The organism is Salipiger bermudensis (assembly GCF_017309175.1).
Classification (GTDB): Bacteria; Pseudomonadota; Alphaproteobacteria; order Rhodobacterales; family Rhodobacteraceae; genus Salipiger; species Salipiger bermudensis.
In genome coordinates this window covers 169,868-188,652 of sequence record NZ_JAEKJV010000003.1, presented here as the reverse complement: position 1 = coordinate 188,652, position 18,785 = coordinate 169,868, and the positions used below count along the sequence as shown (strand labels likewise).

Here is an 18,785-nt window from a genome sequence, read left to right as displayed (position 1 = left end):
AGTTTTTGTATGTATTGTCCCGAGACGCGCACGAATGGCCAAGGCCAGATCGGACTGTACCGGGGAACAGGGGGAAACCCGATGAACGCTGCGCTCCCGTCTCAGGCCTCCGCGTCGCCCGGTGCCGAAACGCCGCTCTATGTCGATCTCGACGGGACGCTCATCCGCACCGATGCCGCGCAGGAGCTTCTGATCGAGTCGCTGAAGACACCGTCGCGTTGGACGGGCATCCTTCGCGCCGCGCGACAGGACGGACGATCCGGGATCAAGCACGCGCTCTGGGACGAGGCGGGGTTCCGGGCCGAGCTGCTGCCCTACAACGACGACGTTCTGTCCTATCTGCGGCAGGCCCGCGAGCAGGGCCGCCGGGTGATCCTTGCCACCGCCGCCGACCGCCGCGTTGCCGAGGCCGTCTCCGCGCATCTCGCGCTCTTCGATGGCATTCTGGCCTCGGAGCCGGGCAACAACCTCAAGGGTGCCGCCAAGCTCGAGGTGATCCGGGCCGACGCCGGCGGCGAGCCCTTCGAATATCTCGGTGACAGCCGCGCCGACATCCCGATCTGGGAGGCCGCCGGCTGGGCGGGCTTCGTGGCGCCTTCTGGCGCCGTGGACGAAGCGCGGCGCCGGACCGGAGACCGGGCGACGCTGGTCTCTGAGGGCAACGGCTCGCTGGTGCGCGGTCTATGGAAGGCGATGCGGCCGCATCAATGGTCCAAGAACGTGCTGGTCTTCGTGCCGCTGCTGCTGTCGCACCAGTACGGTCATGCGGGGATGCTGCTCGCGGCGCTGATGGCCTTCGTCTGCGTCTCGATCCTCGCCTCGTCGGTCTACCTCGCCAACGATCTCGTCGATATCGAGGCCGATCGCCGCCATCGCACCAAGCGCAACCGCCCCTTCGCCTCGGGCGCGGTGTTGCCGGTTGAGGGGGCGGGGGCCGCGCTTGGGCTGGCCACGCTGGCGCTGCTTCTGGCCTTCGCCACGCTGCCGCCGAAATTCGGCGCAATCCTGCTGGTCTACCTCGCGATGACCACCGCCTATTCCTTCGTTCTGAAGCGCTTCTCGACCATCGACACCATCGTTCTGGGGATGCTCTACACGTTGCGCATCGTCGCCGGAGCGGCGGCCTGCGGCATCGCCGTCAGCTCGTGGCTGCTGACCTTCTCGCTGTTCTTCTTCGTCAGCCTCGCCTATCTCAAGCGCGCCATCGAGCTCGAGAGGGTGGAGGAGGCGACCAAGCTGCCGAGCCGCAACTACTGGGGCGCCGAGCTCTCGACGGTGCGTGCCTTTGGCATCGCCAATGCGGCGGCGGCGATGCTGACGCTTGCGCAGTACATGTCGAGCGCCACCGCCAGCCAGACCTATGGTGCCGCCGACCTGCTCTGGCTGGTGCTGCCGCTGATGATGTTCTGGATCTACCGCACTTGGATGTGGGCCTGCCGGGGCAAGATCGGCGACGACCCGGTGATCTTCGCGGTCACCGACCGGATCAGCCAGCTGACCCTTGCCACCACCGTGCTGCTGGTGATCGCCGCGCGCTACCTGACCATGGAGCCCATGATTCAATGACGTTTCTCGGTTTCGCGCTGATCTTCGTCTCGGTCGCGCTGTCCGCGCTCGGGCAGACCTGTTTCAAGGCCGGCGTGACCCGCGTGAGCTTCGCCGACGGCGCCGGCGTGCTGGGCAAGGCGGCGGCGCTGCTGTTTTCGCCGTGGGTGCTGGGCGGGCTGGCGTTCTACGGCATCGGCACGGTGCTCTGGCTCTTCGCGCTACGGCGGGTGGATCTTTCGCTGGCCTATCCCTTCGTGTCGATGAGTTTCGTCATGGTGGTGGGGGCCGGCGTGGTGTTCCTCGGCGAGGCGCTGACGCTGCCAAAGCTGCTGGGATTGTGCCTGATCATCGCGGGGCTCTGCGTCATGGCGCTGGACGGGGTGCGCTGAACGGCAACGCCCTGAGACGGGCGCCCTGAACCGACCGTCGCGACAGGCCGGGAGCTTGGGAACTTCGGGCCGCCGCGTGGCGTTAGGCGACGGGCTGCTCAAGGCTTGCCGGTGGGTATCTTGCGTGGCCGACCAGACCGACATCCGCTTCCGACAGGGCCTGACCATATGAAAAGACCCTCAGCCGCGCCGCCAGACCGTCTTCCGGGGCGCGCGTTGATCCCGCGGCTGGCCGTAAAGAAGTTAACAATTCCTGAACGATAAGGGGGCGGCATGAGCCGATCTTGCGACTGGGGCGCGCAGCCCTGCGACGACGGGACGTGGTCGTTCAACATCTGGGCCCCGGCGGCGGGCAGCGTGCAGCTGCTGCTCGATGGCGATGCACGTCCGATGACCGGCGGCAAGGACGGCTTCTGGCGGGCGCGTCTGCCGGCCGGCGCGGGACAGGACTATCTCTTCCGCATCGACGGGCACGAGCGGCCCGATCCGGCCTCGCGCGCGCAGCGCGGCGGTGTCGAGGGCGCCTCGGTCACCGTCGACCCCGCCGGCTTCGACTGGGGCGCGCCTTGGCCGGGCCGCGCGCTCGAGGAAGCCGCGATCTTCGAATTGCACATTGGCACCTTCACCGCCGAGGGCACCTTTGCCGCCGCCACCGCGCGCCTGCCCGAGCTTGCCGCGCTCGGTATCACCGCGGTCGAGATCATGCCCGTGGGCCAGTTCGGCGGGCATCTCGGCTGGGGCTATGACGGCGTGCTGGTGCGCGCACCCCACGCGCCTTACGGCCCGCCCGACGATCTGCGCCGCTTTATCGCCACGGCGCAGGGCCATGGCATGATGGTGCTGCTTGATCTGGTGATGAACCATTTCGGCCCGTTCGGGAATTTCCTACCGGGCTACGCGCCCGACTTCTTCAACCAGCGCCCGACGCCCTGGGGCGACGGCATCGCCTTCGAGCGCCCCGAGGTGCAGAGCTTCTTCCGCGAGGCGGCGCTTGGCTGGCTGACCGAATACCGGCTCGACGGGTTCCGCCTCGACGCGGTGCACCAGATCCGTGACGGGCAGGAGCAGAAATTCCTCCGCGATCTGGCGCAGGAGATCCGCGCGCAGGATTTAGGTCGGCCGATCCACCTGATCACCGAGGACGAGCGCAACCTGCCGCACCTGCGCGAGCAGGGCTTCGACGCCGAGTGGAACGACGACTGGCACAACGCGCTGCACGTGGCGCTGACCGGCGAGACGCAGGGGTATTACAGCCGCTTCGCCCGCGATCCGTTCGGCGATCTGGCGCTGGCGTTGACGCGCGGACAGGTCGACGAGGGGGCACCGCATCCCGAGGAGGTGCGCGGTGCGCCTGCCGGGCACCTGCCGTGGACCGCCTTCATCAATGCCAACCAGACCCATGACCAGATCGGCAACCGCGCCCATGGCGAGCGGCTGATTTCGCTGATCGGCGAGCCCGCGGCGCGGGTCTGCCACGCGGCGCTTTTGCTGATGCCGTTCCTGCCGATGCTCTACATGGGCGAGGAGGAGGGGCGCGACACGCCCTTCCTGTTCTTCTGCGATCCGCCCGACGAGGATGCGCGCGAGGCGGTGCGCAAGGGGCGCTCTGCCGAGTTGCGCGGCATCGGCTACGATCTCGAGGGGATGCCCGACCCGACCGGCCCCGAGGCCTTCGAGGCCTCGAAACCCTACGCCTCGGACCCGCCTTCTCATGCCGAGGCGTGGCGCAAGCTTACCCGCGAGCTGCTCGCCCTGCGCGCGGCGCAGGTGGTGCCGCTGCTGCGCTCTGGCAAGACCGGGCTCGGCGAGGTCACGCGCCACGGCCCCAAGGCTTTCGAGATCCGCTGGCCCTTCGCGGCGGGCGAGACCCGCATGCTCTTGGCACTCGGCGCCCCGGCGATCAGCGCCGCGCCGCTTGCCGCCCCACAGTTCCGCCTCGGCGATCCCACAGCCGAGGCCTTTGCCATCGAAGTGGAGTTCCGCGCGTGAGACCTCTTGTCGCCAGCTACCGCCTGCAACTGCGTCAGGGCGTCGATTTCGACCGCGCCGTGGAGCTTTTGCCGTATATCGCCGGGCTCGGCGTGAGCCACCTCTATCTCTCACCGATCTTCACCGCCGAGAGCGGCTCGACCCACGGCTACGATGTCGCCAACCCCGCCGAGATCGACCCGGTGCTCGGCGGGCGCGCGGGCTACGAGCGGCTCGCCGCGGCGGCACAGGCGCGGGGCCTCGGGATCATCCTCGATCTGGTGCCGAACCACACCGTGCTCAGCGTCGAGAACCCGTGGCTTCTCGATGCGCTGACCCACGGCGTGGACAGCCCCTATGCACGGCATTTCGACGTCGACTGGGAGGCCGGGCTGATCCTGCCGATCCTGCCCGAGCCTCGCGACGAGATGATCGCGGTGGGCGCGTTCGAGATCGACCGCGAGACCCAGCGCGTGCGCTGGGAGGGCGGATGGCTGCCGCTGGCGCCGGGCACCGCGGAGGAGGGCGGCGTGGCCGAGATCTTCGAGCGCCAGCACTGGCAGCTGCGCCACTGGGTGCGCGAGCGGCGCAAGCTCTCGCACCGGCGGTTCTTCAACATCACCAGCCTGATCGGGATGCGGGTCGAGGACCGCGCGGTGTTCGACGCCATGATGGCCCTGCCGCTCGAGCTGGTGCGCGCCGGGCTCGCCGATGGTTTGCGGATTGACCATGTCGACGGGCTTGCCGATCCGGCGGGCTATCTCGACCGGCTGCGCGAGGAGGTCGGGCCGGATGTGCCTGCGTGGGTCGAGAAGATCCTCACCGGCGACGAGGAGATGCCCGACTGGCCGGTCGAGGGCACCACCGGCTACGAGGCCAATGACCGCATCACCCGGTTGCTGCTCGAAGAGGCCGGCATGGACCGGCTCGACGCCATGTGGCGCGGGGTGACCGGCGCGCGCGGCGATTACGAGGCCGCCTGCCGCGCCGCGCGGCACCAGATCCTGTCGGGCGATCTCGCCGCCGAGCTGCGCGAGATGCAGCGCCGGGCCGGGGCCGCGCTGGCCGAAGCGGGCCAGCACCTGCCTGAGGAAACCCTGCGCGCGGCGCTTCGCGAGATGCTCGTGGCCTTTCCCCGCTACCGCAGCTACATCGCGGCGGATGGTCCCTCTGCCGAAGACCGGGCGCTGCTCGACCAGACCGTCGCCATCGCCACGGATGCCGGGGCGGACAAGGCTGCGCTTGATATGCTGCGCGAGATTTTGCTGTCCCCGCGGGGACAGATCGGCGCGGCGTTGGTTGTCCGCTTCCAGCAGGTCTCCGGCGCGGTGGTCGCCAAGGCGCAGGAGGACACTGCCTTCTACCGTCACACCCGCTGCCTCGCCGAGGCTGAGGTCGGCTCCGAACCCGATGCCGCCCCGCTCGCGGGTCCGGCGTTCGAAGCGTGGTGCACGTCACGTCTGGCGCGCTGGCCAGGCGCCATGTCGCTGGGCTCGAGCCACGACACCAAGCGGGCCGAGGACGCCCGCGCGCGGCTTGTCGCGATGACCCACCTGCCGGCGGAGGTGGCCGAGCTCTGGGTGCAGGCCCACACGCTCGACGCGCCCGAGCCGCCTGACGAGGCGACACGCTGGTATATCCTGCAATCGGCCATCGCGCTCTGGGAGCCCGATCGTGAGGATCTGGAGGCGCGCCTCGCGGCGCATCTCGAGAAAGCGCTGCGCGAGGCCAAGGAACTGACCGACTGGCACGCGCCCGACGAAGAGGCCGAGAGCCGTGCCGCGGACTTCGCGGGCGCGCTGCTCGGGGCGTGGCGCGAGGCACCGCCCGCGGCGCTGGAGGCGCTTGTCGCGCGCGGCGAGATGCTGTCGCTGAGCCAGCTTGCGCTGCGGTTTGTCATCCCCGGCCTGCCCGATATCTATCAGGGCAGCGAGACGGGAACCTTTGCGCTCACCGACCCGGACAACCGCGCCCCGCTTGATCCTGACGCGCCTGTCTCGGCCTTCGGCGCGCGCAAGCTGGCGCTGATGAAGGAGTTGGTCGATCTGCGCAGGGCGCTGCCGGAGCTGTTTGCGGCCGGCAGCTGCAGCGTCACGCAGGGCGGGGAGAGGCTCACGCTGTCCCGCGCGCAGGGCGGCGCGCAGGTAGCGCTGACCGTCGCGACCGATGGCACCGCCGCGCCGGAGCTCACGCGCTCCTGACGCGGCGAAGGGTCGGGGCCTGCGGCCCCGCCTCGTCAGGCGCCGACGATCATGCCGCCATTGACGTGTATCGTCTGCCCGGTGATGAACGAGCCGTCGCGCGAGGCGAGGAAAACGTAGGCCGGGCCAAGCTCGCGCGGCTGGCCGACCCGCCCGATGGGGGCGGCCATGTTCCTGAGCTTGTCCTCGTCGAAATCCTCGAACACCGACTGGATGTCGGTGGCCACCGGCCCTGGGGCCACCTCGTTCACGCGGATGCCGCGCGCCATGACCTGCTTGGCCAGCGAGCGGGTAAAGGTGGTGATGGCACCCTTGGTGGCGGAGTAGGGAAGCAGCGCATCGTTGCCGACAAAGGCATTGATCGAGCTGGTGTTCACGATCGCGCTGTCATCGGGCATATGCTGCAGCGCAGCACGGGACAGGAAGAACATGCCAGCCATGTTGACGTCGAAATGGGCCCGCCAGTCCTCGTCGCTGACCTCGTCAAGCGTGTGGTAGGGCTTCTGGAAACCGGCATTGTTGACCAGCACGTCGATGCCGCCCCAGGCCTCGACGACGCGCGCCACCGCCGCATCGCAATCCGCGCTCTTGCCGGTGTCGCCTTGGATCACGAGCGCGTCCGCGCCTTCGGCCTCGAGCCCCTTGCGGGTCTCCTCTGCCTTGTCCTCGGCGGAGTGGTAGATGATGGCGACCTTCGCGCCCTCGCGGGCCATGTGCAGCGCCACGGCGCGACCGATGCCGCTGTCGCCGCCCGAAATCAGCACCCGCTTGCCGGTGAGCTTGCCGGCGCCCTTGTAGCCGTCATCGATATATTCCGGCTCGGGCAGATGGGGGATGTGTCCGTCAGACATGGGAGAATCCTTTGGATTGAATATCACGTGTTTATGGCCGCAACCGCGCCGCCATCCGCGCGCCAGGCCGAGCCGTTGGTAAAGCTCGCACGGTCCGAGCAGAGCAGCGCTGCCACCGCCGCGACCTCGTCCGCCTGTCCGCGGCGTTTGAGCGAGAGATAGGGACGTTCCTCGTCGAGGAAGCTCTCGATGGCCTCGTCCTTCGAGACACCGAGGGCCTCGGCGCGCTTGTCCATCATGCCATCGGTCATCGGGCTTTCGATGAACGCGGGCATGACCGCGTTGACCAACACACCCTTGGGTCCGTAGGGCAGCGACAGGGCCTTGGTGTAGCTCAGCAGCGCCGCTTTCGAGGCGTTGTAGACGGCCTCGTCCGGGTAGGGCTGCACGGCGTTCTCCGAGACCGTGAAGACCACCCGGCCCCATCCCTTCTCGACCATGCCCGGCACCAGCGCTCTGGTCATGCGCACGGCGGACATGAAGTTGGTGTTCCAGCAGGCGAACCAGTCGTCGTTGCTCATCTCGAGCGGGTCGCCCTTGGCGCCGGTGATCCCGGCCATGTGCACGAGGATGTCGGCGCCGCCCTTCCAGCCGATGCGCTCGGTCAGCGCCGCGACCGCGTCGTCATCGGTCAGGTCGGCGGCGTAGCTGCCCACCACGCTGTGGCCGAGCGTGCCGGCCGCCTCGGCGAGTGCGTCCTCGGAGGTGTCGGTCAGGAACAGGCGCGCGCCGTCCTCGGCAAGCACCCTGGCCGTGGCCAAGCCGATCCCGCCAGCTGCGCCGCTGATCACGGCGAGCCGTCCGTCTATATTCAGTTTCATCGCTAGACCTCTTGGTTTCAGGCGCAACGAACGGGGCGAAAGATCGGTTCCGGGGGTGCGCGCAGAAGCCGGCTCCGGGCCCCTGCCCGAGCGCAGGTTGCCGGTGTTTGAGGCAGAGGCGCGGTCGTACCGGGCTTTTACGCCCTGCTGCGGCGCCGTCCGCAGTCACCGGCAGGCTTGAAAGCCGCGCCGCGCGCCGCATTTTCCAGCTCAGAGCGACGAGGAGGACCCGATGACGGTGCCAGAGGCAACACGGGAGGCAGGCTTGCGGCGGCTTGAGGCCTTCCGGCCGCATATGGGACGCGACTACGCCGAGCTGCGGGGGTTTGACCTTGGCGCCGGCGGGCATGTCCACGTCTCCGGTCTCTCGCCCTACCTGCGGCGGCGGCTGGTGACCGAGCCAGAAGTGATCTCGACGGCGGTCGAGACCCATGGCATCGATGGCGCGGGCACCTTCGTCTCCGAGGTCCTCTGGCGCAGCTACTTCAAGGGCTGGCTCGAGCAGCGTCCGCAGGTGTGGGACGACTACCGCGACGGTCTGCGCCGCGATCTTGCGGCGCTCGATGAGGATGCCGACCTGCGGGATCGCGTGGCCCGGGTCTGCGCGGGGCGGACCGGGCTCGCCGGGGTCGACGACTGGGCCGCCGAGCTGGTGCAGACGGGCTATCTCCACAATCACGCGCGCATGTGGTTCGCCTCGATCTGGATCTTCACGCTGGGCCTGCCGTGGCGGCTTGGGGCGGATTTCTTCCTGCGCCACCTGCTCGATGGTGATCCGGCGTCGAACACCTGCAGCTGGCGCTGGGTGGCCGGGCTGCACACGCGTGGCAAGCATTACGAGGCGCAGGCGTGCAACATCGCGCGGTTCACGCGGGGGCGGGTGAACCTGCCCGAGGAGCGGCTTGCGCAGGACACCGATCCGCTCGACGCGCCGCTGCCCGAGCGACAACCGCTGCGCCAGATCGCGCCCCCGCGCGAGGGCGTGCCGACGCTTCTGCTGCTCACCGAGGAGGATAGCCTGATCTCTGAATTCGCGCCGGAGCGGCTGGACCTGCGCGGCGTACTCTGCCTGCGAGCCAGCACCCTGCGCTCGCCGGGGCAGGTGGCGGCGCGGGTCTGCGGGGTCGAAGAAGCGGCGCTGGCCGACAGCGTGGCGCGGCTCGGGCTTGCCGCCGAGTGGCGCGATGCCGGTGATCCGGCAGAGCTTGCGCGGCACGCACAGGCCGCTGGCGCGGTGCAGGTGGTGACGCCCTATATCCCGACCGGGCCGCTGCGCGACTGGATCACTGCGGCGACGCCGCCGCTCGAGGCGGCGGGCATCGCGCTGGCCGAATGGCAGCGAGGGTGGGACGCACTGGTCTGGCCGCACGCGACCGCCGGGTTCTTCAAGCTGCGCAAGCGAATGCCGCGGATCCTGCACGAGGCGGGTCTGGCATGAGCGGCGACAAGACCCCGTCGCGCCCGGTGCCGATCCCGTCTGGACGGGTCGGGCGCGCCCTGCGGCTGGGCGGCATGGCGGCAGGCATCGCGGGCAACATGGCCCTCGGCGCCTTGGGTGAGGCCGGTCGCGGAAGCCGCCCGGAGATGCGGCGCCTGCTGATGACGCCCGGCAACCTGTCGCGCGTGGCCAGCGAGCTGGCGCGGATGCGAGGCGCGGCGATGAAGATGGGCCAGCTGATCTCGATGGACAGCGGCGAAGTGCTGCCCCCCGAACTGGCCGAGATCCTCGCGCGGCTGCGCGATCAGGCCGATTTCATGCCGCCGAAGCAGCTGCGGGACGTGCTCGACGGGCAGTGGGGGCCGGGCTGGCGTCGCGCGTTTCGAACCTTCGACGTGCGTCCGGTCGCGGCGGCCAGTATCGGTCAGGTGCACCGGGGCGAGCTTCAGGACGGGCGCGAGGTCGCCATCAAGGTACAATATCCCGGCGTCGCACGCAGCATCGACAGCGACGTGACCAATGTCGGCGCGCTTCTGAACCTGTCGGGACTGCTGCCGAAGGGGTTCGAGCTGGCGCCCTACCTCGCCGAGGCGCGCCGGCAGCTGCACGAGGAAACCGATTATGCCCGCGAGGGCGCGCAGATGCGCCGCTTCTCCGAGTTGCTGGCTGATGCGCCGGGTTTTGTGCTGCCGGAGTGGCATGAAGACTGGAGCACGCCGCGGGTGCTGTGCATGAGCTGGCTCGACGGCCAGCCGATCGAGACGGTTGCGGAGACGCCGCAGGCCGAGCGTGATCGCGTTGCCGCGGCGCTCATCGACCTGTCGCTGCGCGAGATCTTCCAGTTCGGACTGACCCAGAGCGATCCCAATTTCGCCAATTACCGCTATCAGCCGGAGACCCGGCGCATCGTCCTGCTCGATTTCGGGGCGGCCCGGAGCCTTGATGCGGAGGTCGTCTCGCAGGGGCGGGCGCTTCTGAAGGCCGGGCTCGAAGATGATCCCGATGCCATCCTGAGCGCGCTCGAGGCGCTCGGGATCGTCGCGACGGGGGATCGGTTCGGACCCGACATCACGGGCATGGTGCGGCGGCTCTTCGATGCGTTGCGCGGGCCGGAGCCCTATGATTTCGCCGACCGGGTCCTGCGGGACCGGCTGCGCGCGGACGGGATTGCGCTGGCCGAGGCGGGCTATTGCCCGCCCGAGCCGCCGATGGACGTGCTCTACCTGCAGCGCAAGCTCGGGGGGATGTCGCTGCTCGCCACGCGGCTCGGCGCGGTGCTGCCGCTGCGCGACAGGCTGGCGGACTGCGTCGCATCGGAAGAGCGCTGATCGAGGCGAGCGGAGGCGGCGGCTTCAGGCTCCTGACGTCAATTCCACCATCCGGCGCACCATCACGTCGAAGGCAAACGGTTTGAGCAGCACCTCGGCACCGGCCAGCGCCGGGCCCGAGCCTGCCTCGTCGTCATAGCCGGTCATGAACATGATGCCGAGATCCGGGTCCGCGTCGCGCGCCGCCCGCGCCAGCTCGCGCCCGGTCATGCCGCCGGGCAGGCCGACATCGGTGAGCAGCGCCGAGATCTCGGGATGCGCCTCCAAGAGCGCGAGCCCGTCGCGCGCGGTGCCCGCCTCGAGCACCTTGAACCCGGCATCGGTCAGCGATTCCGCCACCACCATGCGGACCAGAACCTCGTCATCGACCACGAGGATCGTGGCGCCGCTGCCCTCAGGCGCATCGGCAAGGCCAGCCGACGGCCCGGCGGTCTCGGCCGCCTGTTCGGAGCGCGGCAGGAACAACTCGACCGTGCTGCCCTTGCCGAGCTGCGAGCGGATCAGCGCGGCGCCGCCGGTCTGGCGGGCGAAGCCATAGACCATCGACAGGCCAAGCCCGGTGCCCTTGCCGCTGGGCTTGGTGGTGAAATAAGGGTCGAAAGCCTTTGCCAGCTGTTCCGGGGTCATGCCGCTGCCGCTGTCACGCACCGAGAGCTTCACGTAGGCGCCGGCCGCCAGATGCTCGGTTCCGGCGGAGAGTGTCTCGTTGCCGGCCTCGATCTCGATCAGCCCGCCGTCGGGCATCGCGTCGCGGGCATTGAGGCAGATATTGAGCAGCGCGTTCTCGAGCTGGTTGCCGTCGACCATTGCGGGCCACATGTCGGTGGCGAAGCGGGTCGTCACACTGACCTGCGGTCCGATCGCGCGGCGCACCAGATCCTCCATGCCGCGCACCAGCGCGAGCACATCGGTGGGCGCCGGCAGCAGTGACTGGCGCCGGGAAAAGGCGAGCAGCCGCTGGGTCACCGTGGCGGCCCGCTCGGTCGAGGCCAGCGCCGCCTCGACGAAGCGGTGGGCCTCGTCGGTGCGGCCCTCGTCGAGCCGGCTGGTGATCAGTTCGAGCGAGCCCGCGATCGCGGTCAGCAGGTTGTTGAAATCATGCGCCAGCCCGCCGGTCAGCTGACCGACCGCCTCCATCTTCTGCGCCTGACGCAACGCCTCTTCCTGTTCCATCAGCTTCGAGGTCTGTTCCGCGACACGCTGCTCGAGCGTCTGGTTGAGGTGGAACAGTTCGGCAGTGGCGCGGTCGCGCTCTGCGAGGATGGCGCGCCGCTCGTCGAGATCCATCAGCACGCCGGCGAAGATGCGCGGGCTCGTGCCTTCGAGGCGGCCATTGGTTTCGATCCAGTGGTACTGGCCATCGGCCTGCCGCACGCGGAACTGGAAGGCGATTGCGGCCCGTTCCGAGATCGCCCGGTTGATCTCTTCCATCAGAGCGGGGCGATCACTTGGGTGGACGTTCGACACGATCATCTCGAGCGTGAGATCCGACGCGGGCTGCTCCGGGTCGAGGCCCATCGCCTGCGAGAATCCGGTGTCGAGCTCGAAATGGTCGGTGTCGAGAGCCCAGATCCAGGTGCCGAGAATGGCCCCGGCCGACAGAGCCCGGGCCAGATGGCGGGCGTCGCGCGTGGCGCGCTGCTCGCTGTCGCGCAGCGCTTTTTCGGCGCGTTTGCGTTCGGTGATGTCGCGGAACAGGACGGCGACCCGGCCCTGCTCGACGCTGTCCGCCAACGTGGCGGAGACCTCGATATGGCGGTCGATCTCGGCAAAGCGGCGTTCGAAGCGGATCGGCTGGCCGGTGTCGAGCACGCGACGGTAGATCTTGACCCATTCGGCGCCGTCCTGCGGCGAGACGTCGAACACCGTCTTGCCGACGATCCCGGGAATGCCGGTATGCCGCTCGTAGCCCGAGTTGGACTCGATATGAACGTAGTCGCTGAGAGGCCCATCGGGGCCATCGATAAATTGGATGATGCAGAAGCCGTCATCCACGAGATCCATCAGGGCCTGATAGCCCGAGGGTCGTGCCGGCGCCGGGCGGGATGTGCCAAGACGCAGCTTGTCTTTCCAGTTCACGTGCGGGGTCGCTTTCGGATGAAGGGCAGCTGTCTGGAGGATAGGCCGGTGCGCGCCGGTATCAACAGGCGTTGCGCAGCATCGGATGCCGGTCGCAGGGTGCGGGACGACCTTTCGCAGACCGCCAGCATTTGTGGTCGGGCCTCGCGCGCGGACGGCCCGTGGAATCCGGCCGGCGGGTCTGTCTTGCGCCGCAGCCCGCGGCATCCGCCAAACCCGTGCGCCAGCTGGGGTTGGAGCGCCACGCGTCGGGAAACCGGGCGTCTTGCCACCTCTTTGGTCCATTTCGATTTACAACGTGCGCATATGCACAATTGGCCTGCTTCGTGCTTTTCGGGCGCCGTTCGCGATGCTGCTTCACGAGGCAACGGCCCTGTCGAAGTCTCGCGTGGTCCGAAAAATATGAGGATTGGGCAGTGTTTGTTGCGGTATGCTCGCGGACGAGTTCGGATCTCGCACGAATTCGAGAGCGCACGTGAGCGTTTCGGTGATTTGAAACTTCCGGGGCGGATGGGCAGATATTCCTCATCCGAACGACACGGAACACAGAATTCTCGCACAACAGTGCGAATACACACCGAAAGGACCTAGACATGAAAAACGCAGCATTCCTCACCGTCGCCGCTCTTGCCGCCGCCACCGCCTTCTCGGGCGCCGCGTCGGCTCAGACCTTCAACACCGGCGATTTCGCACGCGCCGCTCTTGAGAAGATCGCCCCCGAGGCGGATGTCGCGGATCTGACCAACGCGCAGGCCGTGGCCGTGTACCAGGCTGTGCAGGACGAAAACACCGCCGCAAACCGCGCGGCCAGCGCCGAAGCGATGATCAAGAGCTACCAGTGATCGCGCAGGCCGCCTTCGGGCGGTGCGGGCAGAGATCCCTATAGGATCACCGAAAGGGGCGCCAATTTGGCGCCCCTTTTTGCATGACCGGCGGCCCGTCCTCATTCTGGTCAGGCGAGGCTCGCGACGGCGCAGGCGATCAGGTCGACATTGTCCTCGAGCAGGTCGCGCATGGTCTGCTTGTGCAGGATCTGCGCGCGGATCCCCAGATCCTCGATCGGCAGGCCGGCGCTCGCGCCGGTTCGGTAGGCGCGGCGCATCGAGATGTTGAGGTCGAACCCCGAGGGCAGGGGCTCGGGGCCGGAAATCCCGAGAAAGCGCGTGTAGTTCACCAGCACCGACCACGGCCAGACATTGGCGCCGCCCGCGCCCGTGCTGGCGTCGATGCCGATGATCGGGCCGATTTCGTTGTCGGCAAAATCCGCCGAAAAGAAATCCGTGGTCGAGTAGCACAGCGCGTCGATGATGATCGCGACCTTGCCCGGAAAGCGATATGGCGGCACGTCGTCGTAGTAGGGCGCGATGGGAAAGGCCTGCGCCCAGACATTCGAGGTCGCGCTCTGCAGCTCGAGCGAGCGGCGCCATTCCTGAAAGGCCGGGGCCGCGGCGAGGCCCAGCGTCGTGGGCGTCGCGCGGAAGGCGATGGGGGCGGGGGTGAGCGGCTTTGCGGTCAGCATCCGGATCAGCCCCTGACCGGCGGGGATCTGGCCGCCGGGATTGCCGCGCAGGTCGATGACCAGCCGGTCCTGCGGCAGGTTTTCGAGGATGCCCGCGAGTTTCTTGAGGAAGGCGCCCGGGTCGGGCACTTCGAAGCTGAAGATTCGCATGTAGCCGCTGCGTCCGCTCGGCGTATGCACGACGCCATAGCGCAGGATGCCGTCGGTGGTGAGCGCCTCGCGCGCCTTCTCGGGGGGCTTCTGCGCGATCGAGCGGAACTTGTTCGACAGCAGCGTCTGCTCATCGAGCCCGACGGTCAGCGCGGCGGCGGGAACGTCGCCCGCCTTCACGCTGCCATGGCTCTGCGCCCCGGCGGCGGTGGAATAGAAACGCCACGGCGTGGAGACGGCACGGGCGGTTCCGTCGGGGTCCACGTAGTTGATCGTCACCCAGTCTTCTCCGGGCATCAGCACATAGGCCAGCGGACGGATCGTCAGGTTCGCCATTGCCAGCCGCAGCGCCGCCGCCCAGTTCGAGCCCTGCGTCTCGCGCGCAAGCGCGTTGATGTGCAGGTGAATCGGGGTGCCGTTCCAATGGGTGACGGTGGCGCCGACCGGGATCTCGTCATAGCCGAAGAGCTGCTTGGTGACGACGTAATGAGGCAGGTCGTCGTGATAGACCCGCTCGATCACGAAGGGCACGTAGGCCACGAGCGCGGACCACGGCGGTGGCATGCGCAGCGTGGTGTGCCGATCCTTCAGCCCGTTGATGATGCGCAGCATGCGACGGGTGAAATTGCCCTCGCGGCTGGCCCTGAGCGCGCGCAGCTGCGCGATCGGGTCGATGCCGAAGGCCGACATCTTCTGCGGCAGGTGGGTGTAGAGCTCGCGCATGCCGATCTCGAGCTGGTCGCAGAGCGCGTGACGTGCCTCGGACGGAATGCCGGGGACCCGGCCGCGAAGGGATGAGAGCAGCGGGCTTTCGGTGTAGGAAACCATTGTCGTCTTCTCCTTCGTGGCAGGCTGTCAGAGCGGGCGGCCGATCATGAATTCCCCGATCGAGCCCTCGGTGGCGTAGTCGTGACCGGTCATCCGGGCGAAACGGTCGGCATTGCCGAGTCCCAGACCGCAGGCGCCGAGCCCCATTGCCGTCGCGACGAGGTACATGGTCTGGTAGATCGCCCCGACGTTCTTGAGCTGCGCGGCGTAGCACATGGCCGAGTACTTCCAGTTGAAGCCACCGAAGCGGCTGGCGATGGTGAAGAGGATCTGTGGCCGACCAAGCCCGGCGGTGGCGCTCACCGCCTCCTCGATCAGCATGGACATGTCCGCATCCGGCGGGCTGATCGGGCAAAGCGCGTGGGCCACGGGGTCGTAATGATAGAAGCCGCGCGGCAAGTCGGCGCAGGCCTCGACGGTGACATAGAGTTCCTGCTCGTAGATGCCGCCGCCATTGGGGTAGGGACGCGAAGCGACCTCGTAGTCGCCGTTCTTTACGTGCGCGCGCACCCGCATGGTGCGGTAGAGGAATTCGCCCAGCTCCCACGCGGTGATCGGGGCAGGGCTGTAGGCGCGCACCGAGCGGCGGGTCTCCATCGCCTCGAAGAGCGGCATGTCACGCGACAGCACCGTCGGGCGGTAGAGCGGGAGGACGCCGTTGTCGCGCCACGGGCTGTCGCGCAGGATCGGCGGCTGCGGGATCTCGTCGCGGAATTCCCATGTCGCGCCGACGCGGAAGCCCGAGCGTCCAAGCCGGCTGCGGCTGTGATAGACCAGCTCGTGGAAATCCCACATCCGGCGCTGGTCGTCGGTCTCGTCGGCGGTGCGGCCCTCGCCGTCGCAGGGCAGCAGGATGCCCGCGCAGGCGAGCAGGCCAAGAAATCCCGCGCCGCGATTGCCGAGATCGCCCTTGTCGAGCGCCTCGGCGGGCGTTGTCGCGACCGAGAACCGGCCCATCAGCGCCAAAGCCGCGGGGTCGTGGATCTGCACCATCGCCAGCCCCAGCGCCGAGCGCGCCACCGCCTCGCCGCCCTCGCTCTGCACATATTGGAACTTCGACAGCTTCCAGCGTTCGGCCTCGGCCAGTGGATCCTCCGGCCCCAGCGCAAAGCCCTCGGCGACCGGCAGCAGCGTCGCAACGTCCTCGCTGTCGCGGAAGGCCACGAGCCCGCCGCGGGCCAGTTGTTCGATGGCGGCGCGCTCGGGCGGCTTGGCAGCAGTGAGCGCCACGCCACCATTGGCGAGCGCCGCGTGCAGGGTGTGGCTGGCCCGGTCGCCCAGCAGGCCGGTGGCGGCCAGCGCCCGGGGCGCGTTGGCCTCGAACCCTTCGCGGCGCAGGACGGCGCGCATCCCGGGCCCGCTCATATGAACATCGCGACCGGGTTCAGGTCGTCCTCCGTCAGGGCCTTCTTGAGCCAGCCCATCTTGACCGGCACGTCATAAAGCCGCCCCGGCGCGTGCCGGGCCCAGAAGTGGCGCATTCCCGGCACGATCACCTTGGCCACCGGCAGGCCAATATCGGGGCGCGACTGGTCGAGGATCAGCACCTCGTGCCCGAGCGCCTCGAACTGTCCGAAGACCTTGCGCACGTTGTCCGAGACCGAGCCCTCGGCCCTGAAGCCGAAATCCTCCGGCTTCCGCTTCTTCGCCCGCGACGGCTTGAGATAGGGCTGGTTCGCAAGCGTCGCCGTGCGCCACCAGTCGAGCGAGTCCGGGTCGTCATAGGCATAGTGTGTGCTGCCATCGGCATTCACGCTCAGCACCGCCGGCATGAACTGGTTCATCTCGGTGAGGCAGCGCGATAGGGCGATGCGCGGGTCGAGATGGGCGCCGAACCCCATCACGATGTCCTCGGTGGGGCCCGAGATGCGCCGGTTGACCGCCGCCATGCAGGGAATGCCCATGTCGTTGGTGAGGTCGAGCACCCAGAACTCGCGGTCGCAGGCGGCGTAAAAGGCTTTGAGCTCCTCGACATAAGGGTCGGCGAAGCTGTCGAGGTCGATGCCGGGTCGCGACAGTCGGTTTATCCACCAGATCGCCACGCCGTCGCGCTCGATCACCTCGAGCGCGCCCTGCAGCAGTGCGTCCTCGAGATTGCCGCCCGCCGCGGCGCCGTTGCTGTCGCCCCAGCAGTAGAAGGCATTGTCGCCCTCGTTGACGTTGTAATAGGCCAGCGAGGTCGGGATCAGCCGCCGCCGCTCCTGCGTCCACGACCAGACCGGAGACCACGAGATGCGGGCGGTCTCATCAAAGGGCTGTGGCACCACTTGGAAGCGCGCGCCCTTGGCGTTCCACGCGTCGCGCTCGGCATACTGGCGCTCGCTGTAGAGCATCACGTCGCGCGGATCGATGGCCTCGTCTCCGAGCTCTTCGAGGCTTGCGTGGATGCACTCCTCCTCCTGTCGAAAGGTGCCGGAGTAGCGCTCGAGCGCTTCGCAGAGCGCCGAGGTGCGGGCCTGGGCGTCGGTCTTGCCCTTGCCCGAGGAATTGGTGCGCAGCCCGTCCTTGAGAAAGAACAGATGGTCGTTCTTGAGCGCGAAGTTGTGGCCCGCCATGTAGGAGCGTATCGGGGTCGAGAATGAGGCCGGCACCGGGAACACGCCCTTGATGACCCCGGTCAGCGGCGACACGAGATGCTGGTAGCGCTGGTAGGTGACCTCGGGCGCTTCGGGGCGGAAGCCGTTCTCGTTGGCGACGCGGCCGAGCCCCTCCGAGAGCACCACCGGCCGGCCCGCGACGCGGGCGCAGGCCGGGTCGCCACACTCGGGGCATTGCGGGCGGCGGGTCACGGCGTGGTGGCTCTGCTCGCCCGTGAGCGTGTCGATGGCCACGAGGCGCCCGTCCATCAACGGGCTCTCGGCGCGGGCCAGAAGCCGTGCCATCTGGAGAAGCGCCAGCGAGATGACCTGTGTCTCGCCCAGTGGCACCTCGGCGCGCGACGTGCTGAACGGGGCGTCCTGCCCGGTGCGGCGGCGGACGTAGGTCTCGACCTCGCGGTTGTGGCGCAGCCACGTGGCGAGGCAGGCCCAGCAGCCGCCCGAGTTGGGCCGGAAGATCGGCCCGGCCAGCGGCAGCAGGCCGCGCGGCTTGACCAGCATCCACGGCGCGCCCGTGGACAGCATGTGGCGGTTGATCTCGGCCAGCATGGGGTTCTCGTAGTCGTCGGTCAGGACCAGCGTGAAGGTGGCCAGGCGCTGCGGATCGGCCTGCAGCCCCAGCGAAGCCAGCCCCTGAAGCGCGGCCTGTGCCGAGACCTCGCCAAGCGGCACCACGTGCACATTGCTGCGCGCCAAGAGCTCGGCAGTGGCCTGCGGCGTGAGGCCAAGTTCGGTCCAGAAGATCTGGAAGCGTTGCCGGTCGTCGGGCTGGGCCTCTTCCACGTGGGCGTTGGCCAGCAGCACCTCGATGCCTTGTCCCACCGCGTCCGGGCCGAGCGCCGGGGCGAGGGTGGCGTGGATCTCGGGCCAGCCGCGCTGGCCGTCGAGCAGCGGCACGAGCTGCATCATGGTCTCGCCCTCGAGCACGTGCTTCTCGTTCTCGCTGAGCAGGTAGATGCCCTCGCCCGAGACCGGGACGACGACATATTTCGACTTGATGACAGGACGTTGGATCGGGTGCATGGGGGTCACTCGGCAGCGGATACAGGGATGTGGGAAGGCGCGCCC

General features: G+C 68.4%; 13 protein-coding genes. 7 read left to right on the top strand and 6 right to left on the bottom strand.

The window, feature by feature from the left end:
- The first annotated feature begins 81 nt into the window (after nucleotides 1-81).
- The 4 genes from JF542_RS05705 (at nucleotide 82) to treY (ending at nucleotide 6,106) form a co-directional block, all read left to right on the top strand.
- The gene (locus tag JF542_RS05705) at nucleotides 82-1,566 is read left to right on the top strand and encodes a UbiA family prenyltransferase (protein ID WP_207075075.1); all 1,485 of its coding nucleotides are present in this window, start codon (nucleotides 82-84) and stop codon (nucleotides 1,564-1,566) included.
- Nucleotides 1,563-1,937: an EamA family transporter gene (locus tag JF542_RS05700; protein ID WP_007802839.1), complete on the top strand. Its 375-nt coding sequence runs from the start codon at nucleotides 1,563-1,565 to the stop codon at nucleotides 1,935-1,937. Before JF542_RS05705 ends, JF542_RS05700 begins: the two co-directional genes overlap by 4 nt.
- Before the next feature lie 273 nt (nucleotides 1,938-2,210).
- Nucleotides 2,211-3,926: a malto-oligosyltrehalose trehalohydrolase gene (gene treZ, locus JF542_RS05695; protein WP_207075074.1), complete on the top strand. Its 1,716-nt coding sequence runs from the start codon at nucleotides 2,211-2,213 to the stop codon at nucleotides 3,924-3,926.
- Nucleotides 3,923-6,106, top strand: coding sequence for a malto-oligosyltrehalose synthase (gene treY / locus JF542_RS05690; protein ID WP_207075073.1), 2,184 nt, complete (start codon nucleotides 3,923-3,925; stop codon nucleotides 6,104-6,106). Before treZ ends, treY begins: the two co-directional genes overlap by 4 nt.
- 35 nt (nucleotides 6,107-6,141) lie before the next feature.
- On the opposite strand, the gene JF542_RS05685 is transcribed toward treY, so the two are convergent.
- Together JF542_RS05685 and JF542_RS05680 are read right to left on the bottom strand one after the other, a co-directional pair.
- Nucleotides 6,142-6,957 (bottom strand): SDR family oxidoreductase, encoded by an 816-nt coding sequence (locus JF542_RS05685; RefSeq protein WP_207075072.1) that lies wholly within the window; start codon nucleotides 6,955-6,957, stop codon nucleotides 6,142-6,144.
- A gap of 23 nt (nucleotides 6,958-6,980) precedes the next feature.
- Nucleotides 6,981-7,778 (bottom strand): SDR family NAD(P)-dependent oxidoreductase, encoded by a 798-nt coding sequence (locus JF542_RS05680; RefSeq protein ID WP_207075071.1) that lies wholly within the window; start codon nucleotides 7,776-7,778, stop codon nucleotides 6,981-6,983.
- Between the two features lie 232 nt (nucleotides 7,779-8,010).
- On the opposite strand from JF542_RS05680, the gene JF542_RS05675 reads away from it, so the two are divergent.
- Nucleotides 8,011-9,216, top strand: coding sequence for an FAD-binding domain-containing protein (locus JF542_RS05675; protein ID WP_207075070.1), 1,206 nt, complete (start codon nucleotides 8,011-8,013; stop codon nucleotides 9,214-9,216).
- A complete protein-coding gene (locus JF542_RS05670) occupies nucleotides 9,213-10,544 on the top strand; it encodes an ABC1 kinase family protein (RefSeq protein WP_207075069.1) in 1,332 nt (443 codons plus the stop codon). Before JF542_RS05675 ends, JF542_RS05670 begins: the two co-directional genes overlap by 4 nt.
- Nucleotides 10,545-10,568: 24 nt before the next feature.
- Here JF542_RS05670 and JF542_RS05665 read toward each other — a convergent pair whose 3' ends face one another.
- Entirely contained in the window at nucleotides 10,569-12,623 is a 2,055-nt protein-coding gene (locus tag JF542_RS05665; protein WP_207075068.1) for an ATP-binding protein, read from the bottom strand.
- Nucleotides 12,624-13,216: 593 nt separating this feature from the next.
- On the opposite strand from JF542_RS05665, the gene JF542_RS05660 reads away from it, so the two are divergent.
- Nucleotides 13,217-13,465, top strand: coding sequence for a hypothetical protein (locus JF542_RS05660; RefSeq protein WP_007802852.1), 249 nt, complete (start codon nucleotides 13,217-13,219; stop codon nucleotides 13,463-13,465).
- Between the two features lie 110 nt (nucleotides 13,466-13,575).
- On the opposite strand, the gene JF542_RS05655 is transcribed toward JF542_RS05660, so the two are convergent.
- The 3 genes from JF542_RS05655 to JF542_RS05645 are packed head-to-tail and all read right to left on the bottom strand — an operon-like array spanning nucleotide 13,576 to nucleotide 18,740.
- Nucleotides 13,576-15,120 carry a S41 family peptidase gene (locus JF542_RS05655; RefSeq protein WP_207075067.1) on the bottom strand — a complete coding sequence of 515 codons (1,545 nt, stop codon included), beginning with the start codon at nucleotides 15,118-15,120 and terminating at the stop codon, nucleotides 13,576-13,578.
- 27 nt (nucleotides 15,121-15,147) lie between these two features.
- Complete coding sequence (locus tag JF542_RS05650; RefSeq protein WP_207075066.1) at nucleotides 15,148-16,485, bottom strand: SagB family peptide dehydrogenase; 1,338 nt, start codon at nucleotides 16,483-16,485, stop codon at nucleotides 15,148-15,150.
- The gene (locus tag JF542_RS05645; RefSeq protein ID WP_207075065.1) at nucleotides 16,482-18,740 is read right to left on the bottom strand and encodes a TOMM precursor leader peptide-binding protein; all 2,259 of its coding nucleotides are present in this window, start codon (nucleotides 18,738-18,740) and stop codon (nucleotides 16,482-16,484) included. The genes JF542_RS05650 and JF542_RS05645 overlap by 4 nt, the downstream gene beginning before the upstream one ends.
- Nucleotides 18,741-18,785: the final 45 nt, after the last annotated feature.